The 20,094-nt window shown below is 74.2% G+C and carries 15 protein-coding genes; 10 read left to right on the top strand and 5 right to left on the bottom strand.

Translation table 11 applies throughout. The features are described 5' to 3' along the window. Positions 1 to 27: 27 nt before the first annotated feature. Together ACIPSA_RS44050 and ACIPSA_RS44045 are read right to left on the bottom strand one after the other, a co-directional pair. Positions 28 to 648 carry a hypothetical protein gene (locus ACIPSA_RS44050; protein WP_402645981.1) on the bottom strand — a complete coding sequence of 207 codons (621 nt, stop codon included), beginning with the start codon at positions 646 to 648 and terminating at the stop codon, positions 28 to 30. Positions 649 to 933: 285 nt separating this feature from the next. After that, on the bottom strand, positions 934 to 1,674 hold the full coding sequence (locus ACIPSA_RS44045) for a PaaX family transcriptional regulator C-terminal domain-containing protein (RefSeq protein ID WP_402645978.1): 741 nt from the start codon (positions 1,672 to 1,674) through the stop codon (positions 934 to 936). Between the two features lie 71 nt (positions 1,675 to 1,745). On the opposite strand from ACIPSA_RS44045, the gene ACIPSA_RS44040 reads away from it, so the two are divergent. Together ACIPSA_RS44040 and ACIPSA_RS44035 are read left to right on the top strand one after the other, a co-directional pair. Beyond that, positions 1,746 to 3,407 (top strand): DNA alkylation response protein, encoded by a 1,662-nt coding sequence (locus tag ACIPSA_RS44040; RefSeq protein ID WP_402645976.1) that lies wholly within the window; start codon positions 1,746 to 1,748, stop codon positions 3,405 to 3,407. A 134-nt stretch (positions 3,408 to 3,541) separates the two neighbouring features. Beyond that, a complete protein-coding gene (locus ACIPSA_RS44035) occupies positions 3,542 to 5,533 on the top strand; it encodes a HEAT repeat domain-containing protein (RefSeq protein WP_402645974.1) in 1,992 nt (663 codons plus the stop codon). A gap of 286 nt (positions 5,534 to 5,819) precedes the next feature. Here the strand turns inward: ACIPSA_RS44035 and ACIPSA_RS44030 are convergent, their stop codons facing one another. Continuing rightward, positions 5,820 to 6,404, bottom strand: a complete 585-nt coding sequence (locus ACIPSA_RS44030; protein ID WP_402645971.1) for a hypothetical protein — start codon at positions 6,402 to 6,404, stop codon at positions 5,820 to 5,822. A gap of 281 nt (positions 6,405 to 6,685) precedes the next feature. On the opposite strand from ACIPSA_RS44030, the gene ACIPSA_RS44025 reads away from it, so the two are divergent. From ACIPSA_RS44025 to ACIPSA_RS44010, 4 genes are all read left to right on the top strand, one after another. After that, on the top strand, positions 6,686 to 7,771 hold the full coding sequence (locus ACIPSA_RS44025) for a WD40/YVTN/BNR-like repeat-containing protein (protein ID WP_402645968.1): 1,086 nt from the start codon (positions 6,686 to 6,688) through the stop codon (positions 7,769 to 7,771). Between the two features lie 117 nt (positions 7,772 to 7,888). Continuing rightward, positions 7,889 to 8,566 carry a uracil-DNA glycosylase gene (locus ACIPSA_RS44020; RefSeq protein WP_402645966.1) on the top strand — a complete coding sequence of 226 codons (678 nt, stop codon included), beginning with the start codon at positions 7,889 to 7,891 and terminating at the stop codon, positions 8,564 to 8,566. After that, on the top strand, positions 8,563 to 9,552 hold the full coding sequence (locus ACIPSA_RS44015; RefSeq protein WP_402645963.1) for an N-acetylglucosamine kinase: 990 nt from the start codon (positions 8,563 to 8,565) through the stop codon (positions 9,550 to 9,552). The genes ACIPSA_RS44020 and ACIPSA_RS44015 overlap by 4 nt, the downstream gene beginning before the upstream one ends. A 142-nt stretch (positions 9,553 to 9,694) precedes the next feature. Further along, entirely contained in the window at positions 9,695 to 10,618 is a 924-nt protein-coding gene (locus ACIPSA_RS44010; protein WP_402645960.1) for a sirohydrochlorin chelatase, read from the top strand. Between the two features lie 110 nt (positions 10,619 to 10,728). Here ACIPSA_RS44010 and ACIPSA_RS44005 read toward each other — a convergent pair whose 3' ends face one another. Both ACIPSA_RS44005 and ACIPSA_RS44000 read right to left on the bottom strand, forming a co-directional pair. After that, a complete protein-coding gene (locus tag ACIPSA_RS44005) occupies positions 10,729 to 11,760 on the bottom strand; it encodes a lactonase family protein (RefSeq protein WP_402645957.1) in 1,032 nt (343 codons plus the stop codon). A gap of 164 nt (positions 11,761 to 11,924) precedes the next feature. Continuing rightward, on the bottom strand, positions 11,925 to 13,454 hold the full coding sequence (locus ACIPSA_RS44000; protein WP_402645955.1) for an FUSC family protein: 1,530 nt from the start codon (positions 13,452 to 13,454) through the stop codon (positions 11,925 to 11,927). 260 nt (positions 13,455 to 13,714) lie between these two features. On the opposite strand from ACIPSA_RS44000, the gene ACIPSA_RS43995 reads away from it, so the two are divergent. From ACIPSA_RS43995 to ACIPSA_RS43980, 4 genes are all read left to right on the top strand, one after another. Further along, positions 13,715 to 14,194: an Lrp/AsnC family transcriptional regulator gene (locus ACIPSA_RS43995; RefSeq protein WP_402645952.1), complete on the top strand. Its 480-nt coding sequence runs from the start codon at positions 13,715 to 13,717 to the stop codon at positions 14,192 to 14,194. A 20-nt stretch (positions 14,195 to 14,214) separates the two neighbouring features. After that, on the top strand, positions 14,215 to 14,916 hold the full coding sequence (locus ACIPSA_RS43990; protein WP_402645950.1) for an HAD family hydrolase: 702 nt from the start codon (positions 14,215 to 14,217) through the stop codon (positions 14,914 to 14,916). Between the two features lie 51 nt (positions 14,917 to 14,967). Further along, positions 14,968 to 18,114, top strand: coding sequence for a carboxyl transferase domain-containing protein (locus tag ACIPSA_RS43985; RefSeq protein WP_402646187.1), 3,147 nt, complete (start codon positions 14,968 to 14,970; stop codon positions 18,112 to 18,114). Between the two features lie 449 nt (positions 18,115 to 18,563). Continuing rightward, positions 18,564 to 19,985, top strand: a complete 1,422-nt coding sequence (locus ACIPSA_RS43980) for an MFS transporter (RefSeq protein ID WP_402645948.1) — start codon at positions 18,564 to 18,566, stop codon at positions 19,983 to 19,985. The last annotated feature ends 109 nt before the right edge of the window (positions 19,986 to 20,094 follow it).

Raw genomic sequence — 20,094 nt, 5'->3', positions numbered from 1 at the left:
GTGGCGGCCCGCGGTCCGCGACAGGCTCTAGAGGCGGCCCAGCAGCAGATCGAGGGCCTTGGTGGCGTCACGGCGGTTCTCGGCCTGCGACTCCTTGCCGTTGCGAGTGACATACGTCTGCATCACGAACTGCCCTTTGCGGCCGGTCAGATTCGTGTAGTAGTTGTCCGCCTTCCGGCCGTCCCCGTCGACGACCAGCCGGCCTTCCTCGCCCACCACTTCGTCGAAGCCCTTCAGCTCCGGAATCCTCACCTCGTGCACGCCGTCCCACCGCGCGAGTCCCTCGGCCTCCTTCACCATCGGGCATCGTCGCACCTCCGAACGCAACCGGGACAGATCGGCCCGAGCGAATTCCGGCTTTCGGTAGACGACGATCTGCGAGCTGGCGAGAACCGTGCCGTCCGGTTTCCTGACATTGCGCCGCATGGCGGCCAGGGCATTCGCGATCGACCGCGACGCGTAATCGCAGTTCTGATCCGTCACCCCCTCCGTCATGTCCTCGCTTTCGTAGGGATCCCCCTTCGTGACACCCATTCCCCAGTCCGCGGGCGCCAGCGCCACGCGTCTCGCGATCTCACGGGCCGCCGCGGGGGAGCCGACCTCCTCCTGCTGCGTCTTCTGGCCTTCGTGCCGGTCGGCGGTGACCACCAGCAACACCACGGCACCGGTGACGGCGACACCGGCGGCGGCGAGCGCGGGAAGCCCACGCCACCAGGGTCGCCGACGGGGCGGCGGGCCGGGTTCCGGCGCTCCGCCCAGCGGACCGGGTGGCGGACCGGAGGGCGGACCGGACGCCGGACCGGGCAGCGGACCGGGTGGCGGACCGGAAGGAGGACCGGACGGCGGACCGGACGGCGGACCGGACGGCGTTTGACTGCTCACGTGCCTCGTGTACCACCCGTGGGCCGTACGCCACCCGGCCGGGCGCGGAGATCACCTGACTGACCGGGCCAGTTCCCGCTGGTAGTCCGCGTACGTGGCGCGCAGGGCCTCCCCCGGCCAGTCGGCGGGGAGGAGCGCGGGGGGAAGGACGGGGTCGGTGAGCAGATGGCGTACGACCGCGGCGAAGGCGGTGAGGAGGTCGGCCGGGCGGTGGGACCCGGCGATGTGGGCGAGCAGGGCACGGGCGGTGGCGGCCCAGGCGTCCAGCGGCCACAGGCCGGCTACCAGTTCGTGCGGGGAGCCGTCGGGGCGGGCGGTGTAGGACTGGGCGACACTCCGCAGGTCGTCCGGCAGGGAGCGGACCAGGTTGGCGGGCCGCAGCCACACGCCCTCGCGGAGTTCGGCCAGGCGCAAGGCGGTCAACCGAGCGCGCAGCTCCGCGCGTTCGGCGGGGCCGCGGCCGGTCGCCGTGATCACCACCATCTCCCAGTCGCCCTCCCACGCGCGCGTGCAGGGGTGCACCGCGTCGTCCTGGCGGCGCTGGCGGGCCAGCAGCCGGTCGCTGAGCCCGTAGACGGCGTCCGTGCGCCGCAGGTCGCCGGAGGCGGCCATCCGGCTGAGCGCGGCCCGCAGGGTGGAGCCGCCGACACCGAAGGGCTCCACCAGCCGCACGAGGTCCTTCACCGGCAGCTCCGGCGGATGCGTGCCGAGCAGCAGGCTCAGCACGACCGATCGCGCGGACAGCGGCCGCAGGTCGACCTCGCCGGGCTGCACTGACACGTTCATCCGCATGGGCACGTACTGTACGTGCGCCTTCTTGTTGCATCATTGCTACAGTCGCACTAAGAGCGCAACATAGCCGTATGGTCCCGACACCCGCACAGCCTCAGCCGCAGTACGCCACCCACGACGTCACCAACCAGGCCCCGCCCCTGGCCCCCTACGACGCCTCCGAGGACCCGGCTCTCCTCGAGGGGCTGCGCCGCGAGGGGGCCGGCTGGGCCGAGGAAGGGATACGGCGCCTCGGCCGGCGCTCCGGGAGCGCCGAGGCGCAGGAGTGGGGTGAGCAGGCCAACCGGCACGAGCCGGTGCTGCGCACCCACGACCGGTACGGCAACCGGATCGACGAGGTGGAGTTCCACCCCAGCTGGCACCACCTGATGCGGGTCGCGGTCGCCGAGGGCCTGGCGGGCGCGCCCTGGGCGGACGACCGGCCCGGAGCCCACGTGGCCCGCACCGCGGGCGGCCTGGCGTGGGGGCACACCGAGGCCGGACACGGCTGTCCGACGTCGATGACGTACGCGGCCGTCCCCGCGCTGCGCGCCCAGCCGGATCTCGCCAAGATCTACGAACCGCTGCTGACGAGCCGGGAGTACGAGCCGGGGCTGCGGGTGCCCACCGACAAGCGCGGGCTGCTCGCCGGGATGGGCATGACGGAGAAGCAGGGCGGCTCCGACGTCCGGACGAACACCACCGTCGCCACGCCCACCGCCGAGTCCGGTATGTACACGCTGCGCGGGCACAAGTGGTTCACGTCGGCCCCGATGTGCGACGTGTTCCTCGTGCTGGCCCAGGCTCCGCAAGGCCTGTCCTGCTTCCTGGTGCCGCGCGTCCTGCCCGACGGCAGCCGCAACACGTTCCGCATCCAGCGACTGAAGGACAAGCTGGGCAACCGGTCCAACGCCTCCTCCGAGCCGGAGTTCGACGGGACCGTGGCCTGGCTGGTGGGCCCCGAGGGCCGGGGCGTGAAGACGATCATCGAGATGGTCAACTGCACCCGGCTGGACTGTGTGATGTCCTCGGCGACGCTGATGCGCAAGACGCTGGTCGAGGCGGGCCACCATGCGCGGCACCGCAGCGCGTTCGGCGCCCGGCTGCTCGACCAGCCGCTGATGCGCAACGTCCTGGCCGATCTGGCGCTGGAGTCCGAGGCCGCCACCACGCTCACGCTGCGGCTGGCCGGGGCGGCCGACCGGGCGGTGCGCGGGGACGCCGGGGAGCAGGCCTTCCGGCGGATCGCGACCGCCGTCGGCAAGTACTGGGTGACCAAGCGGGGCCCGGCCTTCACCGCCGAGGCCCTGGAGTGCCTGGGCGGCAACGGCTATGTCGAGGACTCGGGCATGCCCCGCCACTACCGGGAGGCCCCCCTGCTGTCGATCTGGGAGGGGTCGGGGAACGTCAACGCGCTCGACGTGCTGCGGGCGCTCGGCCGCGAGCCCGGCGCCGCGGAGGCCCTGTTCGCCGAACTCGCCCTGGCCCAGGGGGCGGACGCGCGGCTGGACGCGGCCGTGGCCCGGCTGAAGGACCGATTGGCCGAAACCGATCAGACGGGCGCACGCCGATCGGTGGAGCTGATGGCCCTGGCCCTCCAGGCCTCCCTCCTCGTCCGGCACGCTCCGCCCGCGGTCGCCGACGCCTTCTGCGCGAGCCGGCTCGACGGCGACTGGGGGCACGCCTTCGGCACGCTGTCCGGCGCGGCCGACCTCGGCGCGATCCTGGAGCGGGCACTGCCCGGCGGAAACTGATCCCTCCCGCCGCGCACGCCGCCCGTGGCCGGTGACAGCCGACGGATCGCACACAGTCGCCGCTCGACTCCGCTTCGTTGTCAGTGCGGTGGTGCAGACTCGCGACCAGGTGGCAATCGCCTGGGGAGGACAACGTGTTCACGGGGATCGACGAGGTCGACTGGGCTTCGCTGCGGCACGCGTACGGCAGCGCGGAGGACGTACCCGCACTGCTGCGCGGGCTCGCCTCCGCCGACCCGGCCGAGCGCGAGGCGGCGCTCGACGGGATGTACGGCTCGGTGCACCACCAGGGGAACGTGTACGACTCGACGCTGGCCTGCGTCCCGTTCCTGTTCCGGCTCCTGGCCCGCGCGGAGGTGCCGGACCGGGGCGGCATGGTCGAGCTGCTGGTGAGCATCGGGGCGGAGTGCGCCGGCGGCAGCTGTGCGCGTGCCCATGCCGCGGTGCGCGCGGGTGCGGAGGCCTTCGTCGCCCTGGCCGGCGACCCGGACGCCGGGGTGCGGCGGGCGGCGCCCGGGGCGCTCGTGCGGTTCCTCGACGAACCGGCGCGCGTGCTGGGCCTGTTACGGCAGCGGCTCACGGTCGAGCGGGACGACCGGGTCCTGCTCGCCCTGACGGAGGGCCTCGGCCACTTCGTGCGGTGCCATCCCGGACACGCCGTCGAGGCGGTGGACCTGCTGGCCGCGCAGAGCGCCCCGCCGTACGGTCCCGGGCTGCGGCTCGCCTCGCTCGGCCAGCTCGCGCTCGGCGCGCCCGACCGGCTCCCGGCCGATCTGGTCCCCACCGCCGTGCGGCTGCTCCGGGACAGGTCGGAGCACCGGTCCGGCGCACCGGACCGCGCCGGGACGGACACACTCGTCGCACGGATCCGGCGGCTGCGGCCCTCGGACGAGGAGGGCTCGCACCTGCTGCGGACCCTGCACACCGGGCTGGGCGACCGGGTGGCCGACCGGATCGCCCTGCTCACCGGGCAGTTGACCAGCCCGGACGCCATCGACCGGTGCAACGCGGTGTGGATGTCGGCGGCGCTGTTCCGCGAGTGGCGCGCCGACCACAGCGGGCCGATCGCCCTGATCGGCGCCCAGCTCCGGGAGGATCAGGACCAGTTGCGGGACGCCTCGGTCTCCGTCCTGTCGGAACTGTTCGGGCTGGCCGCGCCCGCCGCCGACGACCTCTGCGCGCTGCTGGCCGAGCGGCCCGGACTGCGGGTCCACCGGTGGGAGCGCGGGGCACCCACCCTGGGCGGCCCGCTCAAGGCCCTGGCCAGGAGCGGTGATCCGCGGGCGGTACCGATCCTGGCCGACGTGCTCGCGGGGCCGGTCGTACCCGACGACCTCGGACACGTGATCGTCCATCTCGGCCGGTCCGCGGGCCCGCTCGCTCCCGCACTGCGGCGCAGGCTCGGCCGGGTCGACCTCCGTTCCCCCGAGGTCGCCGACCGTGCCGTACCGCTGCTGTCGGCTCTCAAGGCCCTGGGCGACACGGCGGCCGTCCCGGAGGTGCTGCGTCTGCTCAGCGGCGCGCCGGGCGACCTCGGATCCCGGGACGCCGTCGTGCCGAACCTGGCCCGGACACTGGGGTCGTTCGGGGCCGCAGCGCGTGTGGCCGTGCCGGTCCTGCGGGGGCTGCTGGACACCGGGTACGCGGCCGCGGCCGCGGGGGCGCTGTGGGCAGTGGAGGGGGACGCGTCCGCCGTACTCCCCGTCCTTCTCCGGGAGTTGACGCACGAGCAGTCCGGTCGCCGCAGCGTCGCCGCCGGGGAGCTGGCCCGGCTGGGTCCCGCCGCCCGCGCCGCACTGCCCGGGCTGCGCCGCATGACGGAGTCGGCGGACCTGGTGTGGGAACGGACGTCCGCCGCCTGCGCCTTCTGGCGGATCGGCGGTGACGCGGAACCCGTGCTCCCGGCCCTCCGCTCCGCCTGGACGGAGAACCCCCACACGCGCGGCACGATCGCCGGCTGCCTCGCCGGGACGGGCCCGGCAGGCGCGCCCCTGTGGGACCTGGCACACACGGAACTCGCCGCCCCGCGCCGCCACACGGCCCGCGCGGACGGGTACGGCAGCCACGACATCCTGAAGGACGAAAGGCTGCTGAGGACGTGCCGGGAGGTGCTGAGGGGCCTGTAGGGGGTCGGTTTCAACGGTGCTCCGACGCGTGGTGGAGCGTGGGACAGGCAGACGCACGCCCACGAGGCAGCCGGTCCCGACGCACTGCGCCCCGCGCCGGATCATCGACGCGCCGACGCGTGACGGGGCCTCGGGCAGGCGGACGCACGGGCGGATCCGGACCGCAGCGCCCGCACGTGCCCACGGGCGGGAGCCGTCGGCCCGGTGCCGGACCGACGCGGCTGCCGGAATCGCCGGACGCCGAGCCGACGGGCAGACCGTGTCGCCCCGGCGGCCGGAACCGGGGTCACCCCGCCGTCCGCCCCCACTGCGGGCCCAGTCGCGCCCACTCCGCGTCCCACCGGTCCATGCGCCGTCGCTCCAGGCGGGCACGCAGGGCACGGCCGGCGATGAAGGGAACCGCTGCCGTGCTGACGCCGGCCAGGACGCCGATCAGGCCGGAGCGGAAGTGGCCCTGGGAAACAGTGACGGGTCTGGTGACGAGGTGGCCCTGCGGGTCCGTCCAGACGGTGACCGGGGCGTCGGCCGCGCTGCCGGGCGCGACCCGCGCCTGACCGGTGTGCGACGAGCCGTCGGCCACGGTCCAGCGCACCTTGGCCCACACCCGCTCGCCCACGCCGGTTTCGGTCTCCGAGGCGGAGGATCCCGGTGCCTTCCCGACGACCCGTGCCACGACGGGGCGCCACTCGACGCGTTCCCGGGCCAGGCCGTACTCCACGGACCGGGCCGTCACCAGACCGGCGAGCACCCCGGCCAGGACCGTGAGCAGCCAGGCGCCGAGCACCACCCAGGCCTCCACCACGTCGGCACGACGCCGGAGCGGGTTGCGCCGCCAGCGCCACAGCCACACCTTCGGACCACGGAACGCCATCAACGGCATCCTCCTCACGAGCGCACGGACAGGCCGGACCGCCCTCCCATACGGGAGAGGTCCCCTCGTTGCTCACGGCGAGCCCCCGCCCCGACGGTCGCACGAGACTCCCCGCCCGCGCAGGCGTCTGCCGAAACGGACCCCCGGATTTCCGCGACAGGCCGACACCACGCCTCTGACCTGCGACGAAGCAATGTCCAGGGGTGACTGTCAGTGGCGGGGTGCAGACTGGCCGATGTCTGAAAACTCTCTGTGAGAAACACATCCCGGAGGTGGTCGGCATGACCGAGGTACTGCTCGCCGTGGGCACCCGGAAGGGGCTGTTCATCGCACGACGGCGAGCCGGGGCCTGGGAGTTCGACGAGAGTCCGTGCTTCAACGCCCAGGCGGTCTATTCGGTCGCCATCGACACCCGCGGCCGCACCCCGCGGCTGCTGGCCGGCGGCGACAGCTCGCACTGGGGCCCGTCCGTGTTCCACTCCGACGACCTGGGCCGCACCTGGACCGAGCCGTCCCGGCCGGCCGTCAAGTTTCCCAAGGACACCGGCGCTTCGCTGGAGCGGGTCTGGCAGCTGCACCCGGCGGCCGCCGAACCGGACGTGGTCTACGCGGGCACGGAACCGGCCGCCCTGTACCGCTCGACGGACCGCGGGGAGAGCTTCGAGCTCGTCCGGCCGCTGTGGGAACACCCCACGCGCTCACGGTGGGTGCCGGGCGGCGGGGGCGAGGGGCTGCACACCGTCGTCACCGACCAGCGCGATCCGCGGGCGGTCACCGTCGCCGTCTCCACGGCCGGGGTGTTCCGCACCACGGACGGCGGCGCGAGCTGGACGCCGTCCAACTCCGGTGTGTCCGCGGTGTTCCTGCCGGACCCGAACCCGGAGTTCGGCCAGTGCGTGCACAAGATCGCCCAGGACGCGTCCTCCCCGGACCTGCTGTACCTGCAGAACCACTGGGGGGTGTACCGGAGCGACGACGCGGGCGCGCACTGGACGGACATCGGCGAGGGCCTGCCGTCCACCTTCGGCTTCGCGGCGGCCGCCCACCCGCACCGCGGCAACACGGCGTACGTCTTCCCGATCAACGCCGACGCCGACCGGGTGCCCGCCGACCACCGCTGCCGGGTGTTCCGGACGGCGGACGCGGGCAAGAGCTGGGAGCCGCTGTCGGCCGGGCTGCCGACGGAGGACCACTACGGCACGGTGCTGCGGGACGCTCTGTGCACGGACGACGCGGATCCGGCGGGCGTGTACTTCGGCAACCGCAACGGCGAGGTGTACGCCTCGGCCGACGACGGCGACAGCTGGCGGCAGTTGGCCTCCCATCTGCCGGACGTGCTGTGCGTGCGGGCCGCGGTCGTCGGATGAGGTCGACCGCCGCGAGGAAAGGAAGTTCCGGTCGTCCGGGGCGACGGTTCGGTCAACCTCGGTCGGCCTCCGGCCACCGCTTGATCGTCGCCCCGCGTACGGCAGTAGGGTGACGCCGTGGCACCACGACCCTTGCATGAAATCGTCGAACCGGGCTGGGCGAAGGCCCTGGAACCCGTGGCCGGACAGATCGCTTCGATGGGCGACTTCCTGCGCACGGAGATCGCCTCCGGACGCACCTACCTGCCGGCCGGGCCGAACGTCCTACGGGCCTTCCAGCAGCCCTTCGACGACGTACGCGTCCTGATCGTCGGCCAGGATCCGTACCCGACACCGGGACACGCGGTGGGACTGTCGTTCTCCGTCGCGCCTGAGATCCGTCCGCTGCCGCCCAGCCTGGACAACATCTTCCGGGAGCTGAACGCCGACCTGGGCCTGCCGCAGCCGTCCAACGGCGATCTGACGCCGTGGGCGCAGCAGGGGGTGCTGCTGCTCAACAGGGCGCTCACCACGGCCCCGCGCAAGCCGGGTGCGCACCGTGGCCAGGGCTGGGAGGAAGTCACCGAGCAGGCCATCCGTGCGCTGGCCGCGCGGGGCAAGCCCCTGGTGTCCATCCTGTGGGGCCGCGACGCCCGTAACCTGCGTCCGCTGCTGGGCGATCTGCCGGCCGTGGAGTCCGCCCACCCCTCCCCGTACTCGGCCAACGGCGGCTTCTTCGGCTCCCGCCCGTTCAGCCGGGCCAACGACTTCCTGATCCAGCAGGGGGGACAACCGGTGGACTGGCGCCTGCCGTGACCGGTGGCGCGGGGGACGGGTCCGGCTTCCTGGCCGTCGACTCGGGGGGCTCCGGTCTCCGTGCCGTCGTCGGAGTTCCGGGCCGGGGGCTGTCGGCCGTGCGGGAGTCGGGGGAGCCGGTCAGGACCGGCGCGCGGGGGATCGACCCCGGGCATCTGCTGGAGCTGCTCCTGCCCCTGGTCCGTGATCTGACCGCCGAGGCCGGCGTGGGCGGGCTGGACACCGCCGTCGTCGGCGCCGCCGGGTTCGCCACCCTGGGCGACGCGTTGCGCGCCGAACTGCCGGGTGCGCTGGCCCGGGAGCTCGGCGTGCGCACCGTCGCTCTCGCCGCCGACGCCGTCACCGCCTACGTGGGCGCCCTCGGCCCGCGCCCCGGTGCCGTGGTCGCCGCCGGTACGGGGCTGATCGCGATCGGCACCGACCTGACGGGCTGGCTGCGGGCGGACGGCTGGGGCCATCTGCTGGGCGACTGCGGCAGCGGGGCGTGGATCGGTCGGGCCGGTCTCGAGGCGGCGCTGCGCGCCCACGACGGGCGGGCCGGGGGCTCCGTACGGCTGCTGGCGTGCGCCGAAGATCAGTTCGGCCCGATGCCACAGCTGCCCGGACGGCTCTACCCGCGCTCCGACCGTGCCGCGGTCCTCGCCTCCTTCGCTCCCCGGGTGGCCGCCTGCGCGACGGACGACCCGGTCGCGGCGGGCATCCTGCGCTCGGCGGCCCGGCACATGGCCGAGTCCGCCGCCGCGGTGTGCCCGCCGGCGGGCGAGCCCCGCATCGCCCTCACCGGTGGCCTGTTCAAGATGGGCGACCCGCTTCTCGTACCCCTGGGCGAGGAGTTGGCGAGGCGGCTGCCGCATGCCCGCCGGGTGCCGGCCGAGGGGGACCCGCTGCACGGAGCCGTGCGGGTCGCGACCGGTCTGGCGGCCGGGCGGCTCACCCTGCCGAGTGAAGAGGCGATGTTGTACACCATGACCACAAAAGGTGACTGATCCCCTTGAGGTATTAAGTGTCCGGCAAGTGCCCCGATCCCGTGTGATGCGCGCGTAACTCATCAGACAAAACCGGACGGATACCGCTCACCTGCACCCTCCCCGAACAGGGGAGCCCAGAAAGCCACTAACATGCGGCTCCATGAGCTCCCCCACTGGACCCGCGTCCGGCCTGCCAGTACGAATGCCGCGACCCCGCCAGCCCGGACGGCACCGCCGCCCCGAACCGCTGGTGGCTCCCGAGGGCGCGCCCGCGCTCGTCCTCGCGGTGCCGGGTACGCCCAGCGCCGCCACGCGCAGCCTCGCAGAGGAGGTCGTGAGCATCGCCCGCTCCGAGCTGCCCGGCCTGGACGCCCGGATCGGGTACCTGGACGGGGACGACGCGGAGTTCCCCACCCTCACGTCCGTCCTCGCGCACGCCGCCGAGGAGCGCACCGCCCGCTACGAGCAGGCCGTTGCCGCCGGCGTCGAGGCCAAGGCGCCCGACGGCCCGGTCGCCGTCGTCGTTCCGCTGCTGGCCGGTCCGGACAGTGCTCTGCTGCGCCGGGTGCGCCAGGCCGTCATGGACAGCCGGGTCGCCGCCGATCTGACCGACGTCCTCGGCCCGCACCCGCTGCTCGCCGAGGCGCTGCACGTGCGCCTGTCCGAGGCGGGCCTCGCCCGCGCCGACCGCGCCCGTCTGTTCACCGTGGCGACCGCCGCGGACGGCATCGTCCTCGCCTCCGTGGGGGGCGACGAGGCCGTGCAGGCGGCCGGGATCACCGGCATGCTGCTCGCCGCGCGGCTCGCCGTGCCGGTGATGGCGGCGGCTCTGGACCAGGAGGGTGCGATCATCTCCATCGCCGAGCAGCTGCGGGCCTCGGGCTCGCAGCAGCTGGCGCTGGCGCCGTACCTGATCGGCCCGGAGATCGACCCGGGTCTGCTGGAGGCGGCCGCCGCCGAGGCCGGCTGCGCGACCGCCGAGGCGCTGGGCGCGTACCCGGCGATCGGCAAGCTCGCCCTGGCCAAGTACACGACGGCGCTGGGTATCGCTCCGCAGCAGCCGCAGGGCACTCCGGTCCGCTGACGTATCACGGCATCCGTACGACACAGGGCCCGCTCCCGGGACGGAGCGGGCCCTTCGCCTTGCGTGACGCGGATCGGCGGCGGGGTCGGCCGCGGGGACGGCGGCCGGCCTCAGCCGAAGACCACGCAGGAGGCCGCGGGCACCACCACCGAGCCGTCGTAGCGTGGCATCCCGGTCTCCGGGTCGATCGCGAACCAGGTCACCTCGCCGGAGCGCTCGTTGGCCGCGTAGAGGAAACCGCCGGACTCCGCCAGGGCGCGCGGCCAGTGGCCGCCGCACGGCACCGTGCCGGTCAGCCGCAGCCCCTCCCCCTCGACGGCGAACACGGACAGCACGTCCTCGCCGCGGGTCGCGGTCCACACGAAGCGGCCGTCGGGTGAGACGACGATGCCGGAGGGGTAGGCGTCGCCGGCCGGGGCGCCCGGCAGGACCGGGGTCTCGGTCAGCGGCTTCAGGGAGCCGCTTGCGGCGTCCCAGCGGCACACGGTGACGGTCGGGGTGAGTTCGTTGACAACGTAGGCGTGGCCGCCGCCCGGGTGGAAGGCCAGGTGGCGGGGGCCGGAGCCGGGGCGCAGGGCGATCTCGCGGTGCAGTGCGAGCGTGCCCCGGTCCAGGGTGCACACCCGTACCGAGTCCGTGCCGAGGTCGACGCTGACGGCCCAGCGGCCGCTGGGGTCGGGCTGGACGTGGTGGGCGTGCGGGCCGCGCTGGCGGCGTTCGTGCGGGCCGGATCCGGCGTGCTGGAGCCGGCCGGACGGGATGGGTGCCAGGGTGCCGTCCGCGCGCACGGGTACGGCGGTGACGCTGCCGGAGCCGTAGTTGGCGGTCAGGACGTGTCCGTCGTACAGGCTCAGGTGCGTGGGCCCGCTGCCGCCGACAGGTACCGGAGGACCGGCGAGCCGCGGCTTGTCGCCCTCGACGCGGTACGCGGCCAGCGCGCCGTCGGTGGTCTCGCTGACGGCGTACAGCGTGTCCCCGTCGGGCGACAGGGCCAGGTAGGAGGGGTCGGGGACGCCGTCGACGCTGCCGAGCACGGCCAGCGCGCCGCTGTGCGGGTGGACGGCCGCCGTGACGATGCCCGGGCCCCCCGCCGCCGTGAACGACCCGATGAACGCCCTGCGCCGCCTGCCGCCGTCTGCCACAGCTGTCCCCTCTCGGTCCGAGCCAGTCCCGGGCCGACGGTAGCAGTCGATCACCAACGGTCTAGACCAAGGTCCCGGTCCGTGGCGCTGATCGGGCGAGCGGACGCCGTGTCACCAGTCGGACGGGGTGTGACCGGTCGGACCGGGTGACGACGGCACGCGGCTCAGGCTCCGACGAGGGGCGAACCGGAGGGAGAGCGCAGGGGCTCCGCCAGGTCGGCCAGGGCCCGCTCCAGGCCGTGGAGGTGGGCCAGGGCGGGCTCCACGGGCGGCTCGGCGGGGCGGGTGACGTGCTCGGGAGTGCCCTGGGTGAGGGCCTCGACGGCCACCTCCACACGCCGACAGGCGGCGGCCAGCCGCGCGTCGTGGGAGGCGTCCGGGTCGGCGGCGACCGCGACGAGGCCGCGGATCTCTCGGGCGCAGTCGTCGAGCAGGGCGAGCACCCGGCGGGCGCGCCGCTTGCGGGCCGGCATCGGGTTCAGCGGGTGGACGAGCGGGGCGACGGAGAGCCGTACCCGGCCGAGCAGCTGCTCCAGCTCGGCCACGCGCGCCACCGGGTCGGCCGTGGGCGAGCCGGTGGTGGGGGTCCCCCCTGCTGGAGTGGAGCCGAGAGCTCGGGAGAGGGCCGCGGCCTCCTCGGTGCAGGCGTGGACGCAGCGCAGGGCGCGCTGGATCCAGACGTCGGTGGTGGTGTGGGTGGTGACGGGCAGCACGAACAGCACGGCCAGTACCGCGCCGAGGGCGCCCACGCCGGTCTCCGCGAGGCGCAGGGCGAGCAGGCCGGGGCTCAGGACGCCGAGGAGGCCGTAGAGCAGTTCGGCGAGCAGTGTCACCCAGAGCATCATCCAGGTGTACGACACGGCGGCCGTGTAGAAGATGCCGAAGACGGCCGCGGCGACGAGGACCGCGCTGGGCAGCGGCGCCCCGTCCACCGGGACGGCGACCAGCAGACCGAGGCCGATGCCGATGACCGTGCCGAGGACCCGGCGGAAGCCGCGGACCAGCGTCTCGCCGCGCGAGGCGGTGTTCACGAAGATCCACCAGGTGGCGCCGACGGCCCAGTACCAGCGCTGGCCGGACACCAGCTGGCCCACGACGAGCGCGAAGCCCGCGCCCGCGGTCGCCTGGACCGCCTGCCGGGTGGTCACCCGGGCGAGGCCGGTGCCGCCCGGCGGGGCGGGCACGGGGGCCGGGGGCAGGCGGCGCTCGTAGCACCACAGTCCGAAGCGCACCGCCCCCGCGACGAGCACCGCCAGGACGACGGCGACGTACAGCTCGGGCAGCCGCTCTACGGTGGCGTGCACGAACTGGGCGACGAAGAACGTCATGAAGGCGAACACGCCGAGGCTGTGGCCGCGCGGCCCCCACCGGCGGGCGTACACCCCCGCCCCGACGACCGCGAGGAACGCGAGGTCCCGGGCCACGGGGTGGTCGTGCAGTCCGGCCGCGGCGGCGAGCACCGGCAGGCCCACGGCGGGCAGCAGGGCGGTGGTGAACGCCTGCCCGCGCACGGTGGCGTCGGTGACGGTGAACAGGGCGAGCAGCGCGGCGAGCCCGCCGGTGACGGTGCCCACGAGGGAGTGTCCGGCCAGGCCGCAGACGGCCACCGCCAGTCCGATGCCGAGGACGGCCCGCGCGGCGAAACGCAGCCGCAGCCGCCCCGGGTCCGGAGCCACGAACACTCTCTTCAGCACTGCTTCCCGCCCCCTGTGGACACCGGCATGGAAAAGGCGCCGCGGGATCCGCAGCGCCATCGACACACCCATGAGAGCATCCGCCGGGACACTGGCTCAAGTCCCGACTGAATTGCAGGGCCATTGGCACAGTGACGAGTCTCGACCCCCGCCGTCACAAAGGCCAACGGACCAGGTCGGACGGCACACCCGGGCTGCGCATGGCTGGGCCATCGGTACAGTCGGTGGTGATCACCGAAGCAGGAGGAGGCCGAAGCGCCATGGCCGTGGACGAGCTCGACACCCGCATCCTGCGGCTGCTGCTGGAGCAGCCTCGGACCAGTGTGCGCGAGTACGCCCGTATCCTCGGCGTCGCCCGCGGCACCCTCCAGGCCCGGCTGGACCGCCTGGAGCGGGACGGAGTGATCACCGGCACGGGCCCCTCGCTCTCCCCCGCCGCGCTGGGCCACCCGGTGCTGGCCTTCGTGCACATCGAGGTCACCCAGGGCCATCTCGACGACGTCGGGGATGCGCTGGCCGCCGTACCGGAGATCGTCGAGGCCTTCTCGATCACGGGCGGCGGGGATCTGCTCACCCGGGTCGTGGCGCGTGACAACGCCCACCTGGAGGACGTGATCCAGAAACTGATCAGCCTGCCGGGCGTGGTACGCACCCGCACCGAGGTGGCGCTGCGCGAGCGCGTCGCGTACCGGCTGCTGCCCCTGGTGGAGTCGGTCGGCCGCACGGCGGCCCGCGGGTGACGCTTGGCATCCTGGACGCCATGAGCAACCTCGGCGGCCTCGGTGACGTCTCGGTCATCTTCGATCTCGACGGAACGCTCGTGGACAGCGAGCCCAACTACTACGAAGCGAGCCGGGAGACCCTCGCCGAGCACGGCGTGCGGAGCTACACCTGGGCGGACCACGAGGGCTACGTCGGCGTCAGCACCCGGGAGACGGCCGTCCTCTGGAAGGAGCGCCACGGTCTGAGCGCCACCGTGGACGAGCTGGTCGCCGCCACGGACCGCCGCTATCTCGCGCTGGCCCGTACCCACACGCGTGTGTACCCGCAGATGCGGAAGTTCGTGGAGCTGCTGGCGGCCGAGGGCGTGCCGATGGCCGTCGCCTCGGGCTCCTCCCCCGAGGCCATGGCGGCGATCCTGGCGGGCACGGGACTGGACGCGTATCTGCGCACGGCCGTGTCGGCCGACGACGTGCCCCGCGGCAAGCCCGCGCCCGACGTCTTCCTGGAGGCGGCCCGGCGCCTCGGGGCGGTCCCGGCCGACTGCGTGGTCCTGGAGGACGCGGCACCGGGCGCGGCCGCCGCGCACGCGGCGGGGATGCGCTGCATCGCGATCCCGTACGTCGCCGCCCAGGCCGACGCCCCGGAGTTCGCCACCGCCGGGCTGCTCCTGCGAGGCGGCCAGGCGGACTTCACCGCGCGGGCGGCGTACGAGTGGCTGCTGGGTAGGGGTAGGGCCTGACCGTGTTCTGACCAGGTTCTGATCGTGTTCCGATCGCCTCTGGAGGAGTCGATGGGTGCTGACGGCGTGCTGATAGCCAACCGCGGGGAGATCGCCGTGCGCGTCCTGCGGACAGCGGCGGAGGCGGGGCTTCGTACGGTGGCGGTGTACGCCGAGGGAGACGACCAGCATGCCCGGCTCGCCGACGAAGCGGTGCCGGTGGGCGACTACCTCGAAGCCGACGGCCTGCTGGCCGCCGCCCGGCATACCGGTTGCGGCCTCCTCCACCCCGGATACGGCTTCCTGAGTGAGAGCGCCGCTTTCGCCCGCCGCTGCGCCGGGGCCGGGATCACGTTCGTCGGACCGTCGCCCGAGGCGCTGGAGGTATTCGGCGACAAGGCGCGGGCGCGTGAGGTCGCCGCCCGGGCGGGCGTTCCGGTGCTTCCCGGGACGCGCGGGGCGACGAGCCCCGAGGAGGCTCGGGAGTTCCTCGCCGGCGGGCCGCTGATGGTCAAGGCGGTCGGCGGGGGCGGCGGGCGCGGCATGCGGGTGGTACGGACGCGGGACGAGCTGGCGCGGGCCTGGGAGCGGTGCCGTTCGGAGGCACAACGCGCCTTCGGGAACGGCGACTTGTACGTGGAACGCCTGCTCGAGGGTGCCCGGCACATCGAGGTGCAGGTGGTGGGCGACGCGGCCGGTGCCGTCACCCACCTCTGGGACCGGGACTGCACCGCACAGCGCCGCCACCAGAAGGTGATCGAGATCGCGCCCGCGCCCGGACTTCCGGACGCGGTGCGGGAGAAGCTCACCGACAGCGCGTTGCGGCTGGCTCGCGCCGCGCGCTGCGCGAGCCTGGTGACCGTCGAATTCCTGGTCCGTGGCGAGGAGTTCCACTTCATCGAGGCCAATCCCCGGCTCCAGGTGGAGCACACGGTCACCGAGGAGGTGACCGGAGTGGACCTGGTCGCGGTGCAGTTGCGGCTGGCTGCGGGCGAGACGCTCGACGGTCTGGGGCTGATGGGTCCGCCCCCGATGCCGCGCGGATTCGCGGTACAGGCGCGGGTCAACGCCGAGGTCACGGCCGCGGACGGTGCGGTACGGCCGTCGTCCGGACGCCTCACGCGGTTCGACGTGCCGACAGGGCCCGGCATCCGTGTCGACACCGCGCTGCGGGCCGGCGCCGAGGTGGGCGTGCGATACGACCCGTTGCTGGCGAAGGTGGTCGCGCACGTGCCGTACGGCGGCGTCGACGCGGCCTGCGCGCGGGTTCGGCGAGCGCTGGGCGAATTCGCGGTGGAGGGGGTGCGGACGGGGATTCCGCTGCTGAGAGAGGTACTCGCACAGCCGGACTTCTGGGCCCACACGGGGGTGGTGGAGGAGCGGGCGGGGGCCTTCGCACGGGAGGCGGCCGGGGCGCCGCAGGACGAGGGCACGGTGGTCGCACCGATGAACGCGACCGTCGTCTCCGTCGACGTGTCCCCGGGCGACCCGGTACGCGCGGGGCAGCAGTTGCTGGTGCTCGAAGCGATGAAGATGGAGCATGTGATCCCGGCTCCCGGTTCCGGCGTCGTGGCCACCCTGCACGCCCGCCCCGGATCGACGGTCTCCGAGGGCAGCCCGCTCCTCACCCTGAAGGACCTGTCCGCCGCACCCGCCTCGGAAGACGCGGCCGCCGAGGAGGCCGATCCCGATTCCCTCCGCGCGGACCTCGCCGAGGTCGTACGGCGGCACGGCTTCGGCCTGGACGGGAACCGGCCGGAGGCGGTCGCGAAGCGCCACGCGCTCGGCCGCCGCACGGCCCGGGAGAACATCGAGGACCTGTGCGACCCGGGCACCTTCACCGAGTTCGGCGCGCTGGCGATCGCCGCCCAGCGCCGGCGTCGCTCGCTGGACGACCTGATCCGGTCGACACCGGCGGACGGCCTGGTGACCGGCACCGGGCGGGTCGGCGGCCGGCCGTGCGTGGTGATGTCGTACGACTACACGGTCCTCGCGGGCACGCAGGGGCTGCAGAACCACCGCAAGACCGACCGGATGCTGGAGATCGCCGGGGAGCGGCGGCTGCCCGTGGTGCTGTTCGCGGAGGGCGGCGGGGGTCGTCCCGGCGACACGGACACCACGTCCGTCGCGGGACTGGACGTGACGACATTCCACCGGATGGGGCGGCTCAGCGGCAGGGTCCCGCTGGTCGGCATCGCCTCGGGGCGCTGCTTCGCGGGGAACGCGGCGCTGCTCGGCTGCTGCGATGTGGTGATCGCCACGCCCGAGGCGAACATCGGCATGGGCGGTCCGGCGATGATCGAGGGCGGCGGGCTGGGTGTGTACCGGCCGGAGGAGATCGGGCCGCTGTCGGTGCAGGTGCCCAACGGAGTGGTGGACATCGCGGTCGCCTGCGAGGCGGAGGCCGTGCAGGTGGCGCGGCGCTGTCTGTCGTACCTCCAAGGCGTGCGGGAGAGTGGGAAGGCGCCCGACCAACGGCTGCTGCGGCACGTGGTGCCGGAGAACCGGCGCCGGGCGTACGACATGCGCGCGGCGGTCGACGGGCTGGCGGACACGGGCTCCGTCCTGGAACTCCGGCCGGAGTTCGGCATCGGCGTCCTGACCTGTCTGATCCGTGTCGAGGGCCGCCCGTTGGGCCTGATCGCCAACAACCCGCTGCACCTGGGCGGCGCGATCGACGCGGACGCGGCCGACAAGACCGCCCGCTTCCTGAGCCTGTGCGACGCCTTCGGCCTGCCGGTCGTCTCGCTGTGCGACACACCGGGCTTCCTGGTGGGCCCGGACGCCGAACGGTCCGCCACCGTACGGCACTTCGCGCGGCTGTTCGTGACGGGCGCGAACCTCCGCGTGCCGCTGGTGAGCCTGGTACTGCGCAAGGCGTACGGCCTCGGGGCGATGGCCATGATGGGCGGCTCGACCCGCGCTCCCCTGGCCACGGCGGCCTGGCCGAGCGGTGAGTTCGGCGGCATGGGTCTGGAGGGCGCGGTCCGCCTGGCCTACCGCAAGGAGCTGGCGGCCATCGCGGACCCGGACGACCGCGCCCGCGCCTTCGAGGCCCGTGTCGCCGAACTGTACGAGCAGGGCAAGGCGGTCAACGCGGCGGCCGCGCTGGAGGTCGACGCGGTGATCGACCCGGCGGAGTCGCGCCGGTGGATCCTGGCGGCACTGGACGGGGACGGCGGCCTGCCTGAGCGACGGGGCTTCGTGGACACCTGGTGAGGAGCCGGCCACCTGCGGGGCGGCGCCTCGCACCGACCGTCCGGTGCGGCCCTCGTCGGCGAGTGGCGTTGTCCGACAAGCTGCTGCCGTAACTGCCGTACCTGCTGCCCCGCCGCGAGGCGGCTCCGGCGGCCCCCGTCACCCGGTCGGTGCATGCGGAGCAGGAACCTGTGTTCGGCTGTGCCACGCCCCTCCAGCCCAGCAACGCCATCACCGGCACGCCCCGTGGGCGGCCGGCAGCGGCGTGCGGCGGCAGCGGCACGACGAGCGCGGTGCGGCATCGGTTCCTACCGTGATCGCAGGACAGCACAGGAAGGCGAGCGCATGCCCACCGACCCGATCCATGGCGAGCCGGACCGGCGCGCCGCCCACGATCCGCGCTCGCCGGACCCCGGCGCGAGACACGCGGTGCGCCGCGGACGCGGCGGACCGCTCCGGCCGGAGGCCCCATGACCACGGTGCAGGCCCGCCCGTCGGAGCCGATCGCCGACGAGCGGCGCTGGAAGGCGCTGGCCGTCTGCCTGACGGCGGGCTTCATGACGCTGCTCGACACCTCGATCGTGAACGTGGCGCTGCCCTCGATGGACCGGGGTCTGCACGCCGCGCAGGCCGACCTGTCGTGGGTGGTCTCCGGTTACGCCCTGACCTACGGTCTCTTCCTCGTGCCCGCGGGTCGGCTGGGCGACCTGCGGGGCCGCAGGGAGACCTTCCTCGTCGGGATCGCCCTGTTCACGGTGACCTCGGCGGCCTGCGGGCTGGCGCCGACCGCGGGGTGGCTGGTGATGTGCCGGCTGCTCCAGGGCGTGGCGGGAGGCATGATCGCGCCCCAGGGCTCGGGGCTGATCCAGCAGATGTTCCAGGGTGCCGAGCGCGCCCGGGCGTTCGGCATGTTCGGCAGCGTCGTCGCCGTCTCCACCGCGGTCGGCCCGCTGGTCGGAGGCCTGCTGATCGAGGCGTCCGGCAGCTGGCGCTGGGTGTTCTTCGTCAACCTGCCGATCGGCGTGGCCGTGTTCGCCGCGGCGCTGCGCCTGCTGCCCGAGTCCCCGCCGAAGGGCGCCCGGGAGGGTTTCGACGTGCCGGGCGTGCTGCTGCTGGGCGCCGGTGCGCTGGCGATGATGCTGCCCCTGGTGCAGGAGCAGGCGTGGCCCGGGCGGCGCAAGTGGGTGCTGGTCCCCGTGGCCGTACTGCTGCTGGCGGGGTTCTGGGTGTGGGAGCGGCGGCAGGGGCGGCTGGGGCGGGGGCCGCTGGTGGACCTGCGGCTGTTCTCCCGGCGGTCGTTCACGTGCGGCGCGCTTCTGAGCCTGGTGTACTTCGCCGGCTTCACCTCGGTCTTCTTCGTGTACACGCTGTTCCTGCAGAACACCCTGGGCTACAGCGCGCTGGCGGCCGGGCTGGCCGCGATGCCGTTCGCCGTCGGATCGGCGGTCGCCGCGCTGGCCGGGGGACGGCTGGTCGTCCGGTACGGCCGCAGGCTGGTGGTCTGGGGGCTGTGCGCCGTCGTGCTCAGCCTGCTGGGGACGGTGGCGGCCGTGTGGCTGGTGCCGGGTACGGGCGTGGGGTGGGCCGCGGCGCTGCCCCTGCTCGTCGCCGGGATCGGCTCGGGCCTGACCACCTCACCCAACACCGCCCTCACCCTCGCCCGTGTCCCGGTGCGCCGAGCAGGCGCGGCCGGAGGGGTCCTGCAGATGGGGCAGCGGGTCGGGTCGGCCGCCGGCATCGCCGCCGTGGGCGCGGTGTACTTCGCGCACCTCGCCAACCACGGCCGTGCTTCCGGGGCGCTGCAGCTGGGCGTGCTGACGGCTCTCCTGTTCGTCCTGGCCGGGCTGGCCCTGGCCATCGCCGACCTGCGCGAGCGCGCCGAGCAGCCCTGACCGTGCCGTGGGGCAGCGCCGCCGGGCCGCTCGGCGCTGCCCGTCAGCCCGTCAGCCCGTCAGCCCGTCAGCCCGTCAGCCCGTCAGCCCGTCTGCGGCGGATCCCCGA

The organism is Streptomyces sp. NPDC086549, from assembly GCF_044746205.1.
GTDB lineage: Bacteria > Actinomycetota > Actinomycetes > Streptomycetales > Streptomycetaceae > Streptomyces.
Note: the sequence above shows the minus strand (reverse complement) of the source record. Positions and strands in the feature narration are given on the sequence as shown.